Annotated in this window: 9 protein-coding genes; 7 read left to right on the top strand and 2 right to left on the bottom strand. The window is 32.7% G+C overall.

Annotated elements, in window-relative coordinates; translation table 11 throughout:
- The coding region (locus tag MR285_RS01665) for a transposase (RefSeq protein WP_293557414.1) at positions 1–358 on the top strand (358 nt) is incomplete at its 5' end.
- Between the two features lie 185 nt (positions 359–543).
- On the opposite strand, the gene MR285_RS01670 is transcribed toward MR285_RS01665, so the two are convergent.
- A complete protein-coding gene (locus MR285_RS01670) occupies positions 544–1227 on the bottom strand; it encodes a GntR family transcriptional regulator (RefSeq protein ID WP_293557416.1) in 684 nt (227 codons plus the stop codon).
- A 195-nt stretch (positions 1228–1422) separates the two neighbouring features.
- On the opposite strand from MR285_RS01670, the gene dpaL reads away from it, so the two are divergent.
- From dpaL to MR285_RS01690, 4 genes are read left to right on the top strand one after another with little or no spacing between them, the layout of a single operon-like run.
- A complete protein-coding gene (dpaL, locus tag MR285_RS01675; protein WP_293557418.1) occupies positions 1423–2637 on the top strand; it encodes a diaminopropionate ammonia-lyase in 1215 nt (404 codons plus the stop codon).
- The gene (locus MR285_RS01680; protein WP_293557420.1) at positions 2634–3806 is read left to right on the top strand and encodes a YgeY family selenium metabolism-linked hydrolase; all 1173 of its coding nucleotides are present in this window, start codon (positions 2634–2636) and stop codon (positions 3804–3806) included. The genes dpaL and MR285_RS01680 overlap by 4 nt, the downstream gene beginning before the upstream one ends.
- Positions 3807–3817: 11 nt before the next feature.
- Complete coding sequence (locus MR285_RS01685; protein ID WP_293557422.1) at positions 3818–5404, top strand: amidohydrolase family protein; 1587 nt, start codon at positions 3818–3820, stop codon at positions 5402–5404.
- Positions 5405–5406: 2 nt separating this feature from the next.
- Positions 5407–6888 carry a sodium:solute symporter gene (locus MR285_RS01690; protein ID WP_293557424.1) on the top strand — a complete coding sequence of 494 codons (1482 nt, stop codon included), beginning with the start codon at positions 5407–5409 and terminating at the stop codon, positions 6886–6888.
- 120 nt (positions 6889–7008) lie between these two features.
- On the opposite strand, the gene MR285_RS01695 is transcribed toward MR285_RS01690, so the two are convergent.
- Positions 7009–8310 carry a Na+/H+ antiporter NhaC family protein gene (locus tag MR285_RS01695; RefSeq protein WP_293557426.1) on the bottom strand — a complete coding sequence of 434 codons (1302 nt, stop codon included), beginning with the start codon at positions 8308–8310 and terminating at the stop codon, positions 7009–7011.
- A 176-nt stretch (positions 8311–8486) separates the two neighbouring features.
- On the opposite strand from MR285_RS01695, the gene MR285_RS01700 reads away from it, so the two are divergent.
- Together MR285_RS01700 and MR285_RS01705 are read left to right on the top strand one after the other, a co-directional pair.
- The gene (locus MR285_RS01700; protein ID WP_293557428.1) at positions 8487–10652 is read left to right on the top strand and encodes an efflux RND transporter periplasmic adaptor subunit; all 2166 of its coding nucleotides are present in this window, start codon (positions 8487–8489) and stop codon (positions 10650–10652) included.
- Positions 10642–10989 (top strand): ATP-binding cassette domain-containing protein (locus tag MR285_RS01705; protein ID WP_293557429.1); only part of this gene is annotated, 348 nt, incomplete at its 3' end. The genes MR285_RS01700 and MR285_RS01705, both read left to right, overlap by 11 nt.

Here is a 10989-nt window from a genome sequence, read left to right on the forward strand (position 1 = left end):
AAAAAAGAAAAGTGGATACATATCAACAACAAAGATATATAGATGCTTTGATTGGAATACAAAAGGACAAAAAACAAAAGGAATCTATATCTCAGAAACATTCCAAAAATATAGAGAAAAATCCTTAAAAAATATAACATCAAAAGAAGGAATAGAAGAAAGAATAAACCGCTCAATCCAAGCAGAAGGAGCATTCTCTAAAATAAAAGAAGGATTATCCTATAATAGATTCCATCATAAGGGAAAAGCAAATATAATAAGTGAAATAAATCTCATATCAATTGCCCTAAACCTAAATAAATTAGCATCAAAAATAATAAAAAAAGACTTAGAAATCATAAAATACAAAGCAGCTTAAGAAAAAAATTTTTCAAAAGTATAGCTTTATTTAGTGTAGCAATTTTTAGGAAAAATTTGATAAATCTGTTCAAATAATTTTTTTAGGCGGAAAAATGGAACGGCTAATTTAAATATTTAATAAATAAGGTGCTGTTGCAAAATAGGTAATTCTATTTTGCAATAGCACCGTTTTTGTGCGAAATTTTATTTTCTTTTACTTTTTTCTTTTACTAAGTTTATGGAGTTGTACCAATTTGCCTTTAAACAAAGCTTAGCCAATTCCAAATCTCTTTTTTTAAGAGCGTCTATCAAAGCCTTGTGTTCTCCAAAAGTATTTGATTTGCCATCATTGTCTTTAAAAAAAGAGAGCTCAACACGTTGAATTTTCTTTTTAAGAGGATGGATAATAGAAGGCAATTCTGGATTTTTTGACAAGTAAATAAAACTGTCGTGAAATTCATTGTCGTAATTTAAAAGTTCCATTGTGTCAAGATTTTTAAAAGCCAGATCTAATTTTGCATTTATTTTTTGAAGGTTATTAATAAATTCATCGTCAATTTTATCAAAAGCTTGTTCAAGTGCAAGCATCTCCAAGCTGGCTACTACTGAATAAGTATAAAAGGAAGCATCTAAATCAATGGGCGCAACAATTGTCCAACGATTAGCCTTTGAAAGTATTAGCCCTTCATTTTCTAATTTTAGGATGGCTTCTCTAACAGGAGTTCTACTTATTCCAAGTTGCTCTGAAAGACTATTTATATTTATTTTTGTTTCAGGCTCCAAATAACCTGTTATTATCCAGTTAGAAAGCGTATCATAAACTTCATCTTTAATAAAAGTTCTATTTATTTTTTCGCTTCTACTATTTTCTAATAGCATATTCAACATTAAAACCTCGTTTTCATTATTAATTTTAAGTATATCATAAAATAATTATAAAAAGTAGTGTTGACAAAAAAAGACAAGTAAAGTATTATGTAATATATCACATAATTCTTAAAAATTAGTTAATAAATAATTATATTTTATCTTTTATTAAAAGATGTTAAAAAATATATTCAAAATTTATAAAAAGGGGAGTCTATGAAATTAGAAATTTTTACTAAAGATCAAAAAGAAAAAAGGGAAAGATATGATATAAGCTTTTTAAATAAGGATGTAGCAATGGAAGTTCATAATTATCACAATAGTTTTCCAATGTATAAAGAAACACCTTTTGTTGAATTAAAAAACCTTTCGGAGAAAATAGGTGTAAAAAATATTTTGGTTAAGGATGAATCCAATAGGTTTGGATTAAATGCATTCAAAGTTCTCGGTGGAAGTTATGCTATCGGGAAAGTTATTGCAGAAAAGTTAAATATGGACATCAAAAATTTGGATTTTGAAAAATTAACTTCTAAAGAAGTTAAAGACAAATTAGGAGATGTTACTTTTATAACTGCGACTGATGGGAATCATGGTCGTGGAGTTGCATGGGCTGCTAATAAATTAGATCAAAAATCAATTGTATTTATGCCTAGGGGATCAGCTGAAGAAAGAGTTAAGAATATTGAAAAAGAAGGTGCAACTGTAAAAGTTTTAGATATGAACTATGATGAATGCGTTAGAGAAGCTAATAAACTAGCTGAGGAAAAGGGTTACATTATGGTTCAAGACACTGCTTGGGATGGATATGAAGATATTCCAAAGTGGATTATGCAGGGATATATGACTCTTGCTTGGGAGATGTATGAAACCTTGCAAGAAAAAAATATTAAACCGACTCATGTGTTTTTGCAAGCTGGTGTTGGTTCTTTTGCAGCAGCAACTACTGGATTTTTTATAAATATGTATGAAGGTAAATACAAGCCAAGCATTACTATTGTAGAGCCTGATACTGTTGCTTGTATTTATGAATCAGCTATTGCAAATAAAAGAGTTTTAGTTGGGGGAGATCATAAAACGATTATGGCAGGGCTTGCTTGTGGCGAACCAAATACATTTGGACTAAAAGTCCTTTTAGATAATTGTGAGCATTATATTAAGGCCTCGGATGAATTTGCGGCTTTTGGTATGAGAGTTCTTGGAAATCCTTATAAGGATGATAAAAGAATTATTTCGGGAGAAAGTGGGGCAGCTCCTTTTGGTGCAATTATTAAAATTTTAACCGATGATAGTTTTGAAGATGCAAGAAAGGAATTAAATATAAATTCAGATTCAAATTTAATATTTGTTTCTACGGAAGGCGATACTGATGCTAAAAACTATTTAGATATTGTATGGGATGGAAAATATGAAAGTATAGGAGGTAGAAAATGAGTAAGATAAGTGCAGTAGAGTTAACGCAAAAGTTAATCAGAAGACAAAGCTATTCAGGAAAGGAGGAAGGCGTTTCAGAAGAACTGACAAAATTTTTTAGAGATAATGGATTTGATGATGTTCATGTAGACAAGTATGGAAACACTATTGGTCACATAAAAGGGAATAGACCTGGACCAAAAATTGTATTTGATGGTCATATGGATACAGTTCCTGTAACTGATGAGAGTGAATGGGAGTATCCTCCTTTTGAGGCAGAAATTCACGATGGGAAAATTTACGGGAGAGGATCAAGTGACATGAAGGGTGCTTTGGCATCAATGGCAGTTGCAGCAAGCAATTTTAAAGAAAAAACTAAGGGGGATTTTGCTGGAGAAATTTTTGTCGCAGGAATTGTTCATGAAGAATGTTTTGAAGGGGTTGCTGCAAGAGAAGTAAGCGCTTACACAAATCCAGACTATGCAATAATTGGTGAAGCTTCAAATTGCAATGTTAAAATTGGGCAAAGAGGAAGAGCTGAAATTAAAGTTGAAGTTTTAGGAAAGCCAGCGCATTCAGCAAATCCTGAAAAGGGAATCAATGCAGTTTATAAAATGTGTAAAGTAATTGAGGCGATTAAAACTATAAAACCAACACATCACGATAGATTGGGCGATGGAATTTTAGAGCTTGTAGATATTAAGTCAAGTCCATATCCAGGGGCATCTGTCGTGCCAGAAAAATGTGTTGCGACTTATGATAGAAGATTATTAGTTAATGAAACTAAGGAATCTGTATTAGCTCCAATAAATGAACTTTTAGAAAAGTTAATGAAAGAAGATAGCGAATTAAAAGTTAGAGCCTATTATACAGAGGCTGAAGAAAAATGTTTTACTGGAGAAACTATTGGAGGAGAAAGATTTTTCCCAGGATGGATATTTGACGAAGATGAAGTATGGGTAAAAAAAGTTGTCGCAAAGCTAAAGGATAAGGGACAAAATCCAGAAATAACTCAATATAATTTCTGCACAAATGGAAGTCATTATGCTGGAGAGGCAAAGATAAAGACACTTGGCATTGGACCTTCAAGAGAAAATTTAGCACATACTGTCAATGAGTATATAGAAGTTTCCGAGCTTGAAAAAGTTGTGGATTCTTATGAAGCGGTAATGGAAGCGTTATTAGTATAAAGGAGATAAATATGTACGATATCTTTATTAAAAACGGAACTATAGTAGATGGAACTGGAACAAAACCCTTTGATAAAAATATAGCTATTAAAGATGAAAAAATGTATTTTGTTGAAGGAGATGTTGAAGCAAAGAGAGTCATTGATGCTAAAGGAAGAATTGTAACTCCAGGATTTATCGACACACACTCCCATTCTTCAATGCTTGTAATTGAAGATCCTTATCTTGCACCAAAACTATTTCAGGGAATAACAACTGAGCTTGTTGCCCAAGATGGAATGGGACCTGCTCCTGTAAACAATGAAACAGTAAAACCTTGGAAGAAAGCAATGGCTGGACTAGAAGGTGAATATGATTATGAATGGGATTGGAGAAGTGTAGAAGAATACTTAAATAAAATTGACAAACTTGATCTTGGACCAAATATTGCATATCTTGCACCACATGGAAATGTGAGAATGGTTAGCATGGGGCTTGAAAATAGAAAACCAACAGCAGAAGAACAAAGAAGAATGAATGAAGAACTTCAAAAAGCTTTTGATGCTGGTGCTTTTGGGATGAGCACAGGAATGATCTATCCGCCATGTGTATATGCAGATGTAGATGAATTTATTGAATTAGGGAAAGTAATAAAGAAAAATGGCGGGGTTTTTGTAACTCATCAAAGATCAGAAGCAGATGCAATGCTTGAATCAATGGATGAAATCTTAAAAATTGCAAGAGAAGGTGGATGTAGAACTCACTTTTCACACTTTAAAATCTGTGGAAAAAACAATTGGGATATGATTCCTGACATCTTACAAAAACTAGATGACGCAAAAGAAGAAGGGCTTACAATTTCTTTTGACCAATATCCATATGTTGCAGGCTCTACAATGATGTCTGTAATTCTTCCACCGTGGGTTCACGATGGGGGCACGGACAAATTAATAGAAAGACTTAATGATAAAGAACTTCGCGAAAAAATGAAGAAAGACATAAAAGAAGGAATACCAGGCTGGGATAACTTTATTGATTTTGCAGGGCTTGAGGGAATTTTTATAACCTTTGTTAAAAACGAAGAGTCAGAAAAATATGTTGGAATGAATCTTATTGAACTAGGTGAAGCAACTGGTAAAGATCCCTATGATGCAATATTTGATTTAATCAGAGATGAAGAAAATATTGTAGGTTTAGTAGATTTTTATGGTAAGGAAGAACATATAAAGACATTTATGAAAAGAGATGAACAAAATGTTTGTACAGATGGAATAATAGGAGCAAAACCACATCCAAGACTTTATGGATCTTTTGCAAGAGTTCTTGGAAAATATTGTAGAGATGAAAAAGTATTCCCTGTTGAAGTTGCTATAAGAAAGATGACTGGTAAAGCTGCTGACACAATAGGGCTTAAAGATAGAGGCTATTTAAAAGATGGATATGCAGCAGATATATTAGTAATAGATTTTGATAACATTAAAGATAATGGAGATTATACAAATCCTAAGCAATTAGCTACAGGGATTGACTACTCTATAGTTAATGGAAATATTTTAATAGATGAAGGAAAAGCAACTCCTAAAAAAGCAGGTAAAGTTTTGAGGTTTAAAGGGAGATAAATATGAATGCTACTCAAAGAACAACATTAACAATAATAATAATCTATATGATTGCAACAGTAGCAATTGGCTTATTTGCATCCTATAGACAAAAGAAAAAGTCACGATCACAAAACGCAAATGAAGATTTTTTGATGGCAGGAAAATCTCTTGGTCCATTTGTGTTAGCCGGAACACTTTTTGCAGCTAACACAGGTGGAGCGTCAACAACAGGAATAGCTACAAATGTATATAGCTATGGGATTTCAGCAGCGTGGTATGTAATAGCAGCCGGAATAGGTTTTGTATTAGTATCTTTTGTTGCATCTTACTTTAGAAGATCATCAGCAAACACGGTTCCTCAAATTATTGGAATGAGATTCGGCAAGCCATCACATATAATAACAGCAATAACATCAATTTTAGCACTATTTATGGCGACTGGCGCTCAAATAATAGCTACAGCATCAATAATAAATGTATTAACTGGTCTTGACTTTAATAAGGCCGCAATTATAACAACAATAGTCGTAATTGCATACACTATGATTGGAGGATTTGCATCAGTTGCATCAGCTAATATGATGCATGTGTTCTTTATAACTATCGGAATGACAATTGCTCTTTTCGTAATGGTTGAAAATAAAGCAATTGGAGGGTTTGCAAATCTATTTGAAAAGGCTAGAGAAGTATCCATTGAATCTAATGGAGAAGTAGACTTAATGAGCATGACAAAAATTGGATTTCCAACAGTACTGGGATATATCGCAATGTATTGTATGACATTTCCAACTGGGCAAGAGATTGTGCAAACCTTCTCGTCAGCAAAAACTGGTTCAGCAGCAAAGACGGGTTCAATAATAGCAGGACTTTTATCAGCAGCTTATGCAATAGTCCCAGCTCTTATAGGACTTATGGCTTATTCTTATATTGATGGATACACAGCAAATGGAATATCTAAATCAGCTTTAGCAGATGCTACAGTTAGATTTGCACCACCATTGGTTTCTGGAATAGTACTTGCTGCAGTAGTTGCCGCAACAATATCAAGTGCATCAGGAAATATGATTGGAACAGCAACAATGTTTTCAAATGACATATATAAGCCATATATCACAAATAACAATGCAGATCCAAAAAAGGAAGTACTAGTATCAAGAATTGTAATGACTTTGGCAGGACTTTTTGGACTAGGAGTAGCATTATCTAACTCAAACATAATTAGTGTAATGATGTCTGCCTTTGCATTGCGTTCAGCAGGACCTTTTGCTGCCTTTGTTTGTGGACTTTTTTGGAAAGACGTAACTCAAAAGGCAGGATTTATAGCAATACTTGCAGGAACAATAGTATCGGCTATTTGGATTTTTGTATTAAAGAGTCCATGGGGGCTTAGTGCAATAGTTCCAGGAGCAGTAGTTGCATTTGCTGTAATATTTATAGTGACAAAGATAGATTTAGCATCAGGAGGAAAACCAGCACCATTAATTAAATTTGATGAAAATTAAAATAATTATTAAAGAATAAAAACAAAATAAGCAAAATAGAACTCAGAACTACCCTAGCTCTGAGTTTTATTTTGTAAAATTTTATTAATGTGAAAGTGTAATAAAATTTTTCTATACTTTTTACGTTTTTGTTTTTCTAAATTCTATTACGGAAGCTAGGGTATTAATTAGGACTATATAATGGTGGTAAAAGGAAAAATACAAGGCCATTATTGGTGCGCCAAACATTTCAAGGGGTGTACGTCCTGCTATATTCCAAGGGATGTAGGCTGCCGTCATGACTGCTGTATTTTCTAGGTCAAGTGCTAATTTTTCATTATCTTTATAACTTTCACGTGCCATTTCATAAGTTAACATTATGGAGAGTGTTTGATTTGAGCTAAAAACTGAAATCAAAATGGACATTACTGACATTATGATCATGTCGGGGAGCTTTGAAAATAATTTTTTTATAATTTTTTTAACGCCGACTAAAAGTTGAGTTTCCTTAAAAAATCCAAAGTATCCCGATGAAATTCCAACTATTAAAAGCATTTTTAGCATTGAAATAAATCCACCGCCATTAATTAGTTTGCCAGCATCTGAATTTACGTGAAAACCAAAAATCAATGCCCTAAATATTTCCATCGCACTTTTATTTTGAAATACAGCTGCAAAAAATATTGAAAGCAAAATGGAAATAAGCATATTTATTTTCAAATCAACTTTAAAAATTGAAAGCAAGATTATGGAAAGTGGTGGAACTATTAAAAGCAAGTTGAAGTTAAAAATTTCTTTTATTAAATTTATTCCTCTATTGTCAATTTTTACATCGATGCCAAGATTAAAAATTTGGTAAGTTATAATTGTGAGGACAAGGGGCAAAATGCAAGTCCTAAACATATTTTTTAAATTTTTGTAGAGGTCAGTTTTTGTCAAAGTTGCGACAAGTAATGCCGATGTTGACATTGGCGATGATCTGTCGCCAAAAAAACAACCAGATAAAATTGCACCGCCACTTATAAGGGGATTAAAACTCATTGCATTTGAAATCGACATGGAAATTATGCCAGCTGTTGATGCAGTGCCAAAACTTGTACCCGTAAGAAAAGAAATAGTAGCGTTAAAAATAAAAATACCAACGTAAAAGAATCTTGGATTGATTAAGCTTGTTCCGTGATAAATTATATAAGCGATAGTGCCAGAAAGTCGCCAAATTCCTGTAATCATTCCAATGAGAGAAAATACTATTAGGATAGTTTTTGTGCTTTTTATGCCAGTATATACCATTGTAGAGATTTCTTTTAAGTTAAATTTTTTTATGTAGGCATAAAAAGATAAGAGAATTAAATTTAATAAAAGTGCAAAAGCCAGCGGTATTTTAAAAATTATCGCCACAAATAAATTCAACATGAATAAAATTAATATACATATTTCGAACATCAAATCACCCCTAATTATTATATCTTAACTTTATATAAAATATATTATAAAGAATATTGGAAAAGTTATTACAAAAAAATTAATTTATAATTAAGAATTGCTTAAATAAATGTATTGCAGCGTATACCTATTGCAAATTCAGATAATCATACTATATAATGTTATTGGAGGTTAGTATGAAAAGTATATACATAAAGGCAAAGAATTTAATTTTTAAAAATAAGAAAACCAAGATAATTGCACTATTGCTATTATTTTTAATTGTATTTTTAATATTTAAAATAATTTCGGGAAAACTAAAAAGTGGAGATGGCGAAGGAGTTTCGCAAAACCAAGTGGTTACATTGGAGAGGGGAAGTGTTACAAATTCCGTTACAGAAAAGGGAAAAGTTGTACCTTCAAATTCTGTTGAAGTCTATGCAGAAAAGCCACTTCCAGTTACTCACGTAAATGTAAAAGTGGGCGATAAAGTTAAAAAGGGCGATGTAATTGCAGAATTGGATTCATCTTCTATTGAGCAACAGTTAAAGTCAAGGCGTGCACAAAAATCAGCCACAGATAAAAATGTTTCTGCACAAATTTCTGCGGCAAAAAAGAGATTATCAGAAGCAATTAGTGGCAGAGATTCAGGGAAAAACGCAGCAATTGTAGCTGCGGAAACTTCTATTACACAAGCAATGGATCAGTATTTAGCTGCGCAAAAAGCCTATGACGATTTTAAGAGAAGCATTGACGAGAAATACAATCAAGGGATAGTTGCAGAGGGCGATACAAAGGAAAATCTTGCTTACCAAGAAGAAGCGGCAAGTTTAAAATACAAGCAACTTCAAGATGATATGAATAAAAATGCTAATAAAATTTCTGAAAACAGAGCTATTGCATCAGACAAGTCTAAGAAAACTAGCTATTTGCAAAATTCACTTGAAAACGAAAAGAGAAGATTGACTGAAATTGGAATTTCCATAAAAGAAGAACAGGAAAGATTAGCAGAAGCTCAAGGACAAGTTTCTAATTATCAAACAGAAATAAGTGGACTTCAAGCACAAAAAAATCAATTAGAAGCAAAAAAACAAAAACTAGAAAAAGATAGACAAAGTTTATTGACATCAACTTCAAATGAAGCAAAAAAAGAATTAGATAGAGTTTTAAGAGAACTAGATAGAGTAGTAGAACAAATAGGACAATGTGATAAAGATATTATAGATAAAAAATCAGCCCTTGATGCAATTAACTTCGATGAAATAAAAAAATCGGCAAATGAAAATATAAACAGTCTTACAAGAAGGCAAAATGAAGTCGAAATCGAAGTAAATAGAATTACGGAAGAACTTGGAAATGCCAAAGCTGACGAACAAAAATACACATCAGAAGCAGATGCACTGGAAAAAGAATTAGAAACGCAAGAAAAACAAGTGGATGCAACAAAACTTGAAGTGCAAAAAGCAAAAGATGATGTCAATCTAAATTCCGACAAAGCTTTAAAATCACAAAAAGCACGTGAAGACGAGTTAAAAACTTTGGCACAAAGTGTAGAAACTGCAAAGAATAATTATGAAAGTGCAAAGAAAAATCTTGAATCTACAAAAACCCAAGTGGCAAATGAAATTTCTGGACTTTCTGACAATTTAAAAACGGCAAAGGCAGGCGCAAACAATTTAGACAGCGTAGAAATTGAAAATCTAACAGAAGAATTAGAAAAAGTAATGATAAAAGCACCAGCTGACGGAACTGTTACAGAATTAAATGCAAAAGAAGGACAAACACCAGCAGCATCTGTTGCTAAAATTGAAACCATAGAAACATTGAGAATCGAATCACAAGTAAAAGAATACGACAAAAATTCAGTATCTGTTGGAACAGAAGTAGAAATTACATCAGATGCAGTCATGGGCAAAAGCTACAAGGGCAAAGTAATTTCCATAGAGCCAGTGCCAATGAAAGCTTCAGAAGAAAATAAAACTAGCGAAGTATTATACAAGACAGTAATAGAAATTAATAGTGTACAAGAAAATGAACTTGCACCAGGCATGAGCCTTAGAGTTAAGTATATTTTGAGCGAAGAAAAAAACACTTTCAAAGTACCGACAGATGCAATTTTCGATAGAGATGGCAAAAAATATGTACTTGCACTAAGGGAAAATGGCAAGGATAAATATCAAATTGAAAAAGTTGAAGTAACCTTAGGGCTTGCTAATGATGCAGAAACTGCAATAAAATCTAAAAACTTAAAGGAAAAAGATAAAGTTCTTGCGACATCAGGAGGCTATGGCGAGGGAAGTATTGTAAAAATTTTAGATACACCTATGCCAGAGGAAAAGGCTGGAAAAGAAGATGGAAAATAATTTCATAAAAATGCGGGACATAAAAAAGTCCTTTAACATAGGAAAAGAAAACGAATTGGAAATACTTCACGGCATAGATTTTGACGTAAATGAGGGCGACTTCGTTTCAGTAGTGGGACAGTCCGGTTCAGGCAAGTCAACTTTAATGAATATAATTGGACTTTTAGACAGACAGACATCGGGATATTATGAACTTAATAAAGTAGACATTTCCTCGTTAAAGGACAGCGAACTTTCTAGCTATCGTTCCAAAAAAATTGGCTTTGTATTTCAAAATTTCAACCTAATTCCAAGGTCAAATGCACTTAAAAATGTGGAACTACCCATGACCTATGCA

It is taken from the genome of Peptoniphilus sp. (assembly GCF_022767005.1).
GTDB lineage: Bacteria > Bacillota > Clostridia > Tissierellales > Peptoniphilaceae > Peptoniphilus_A.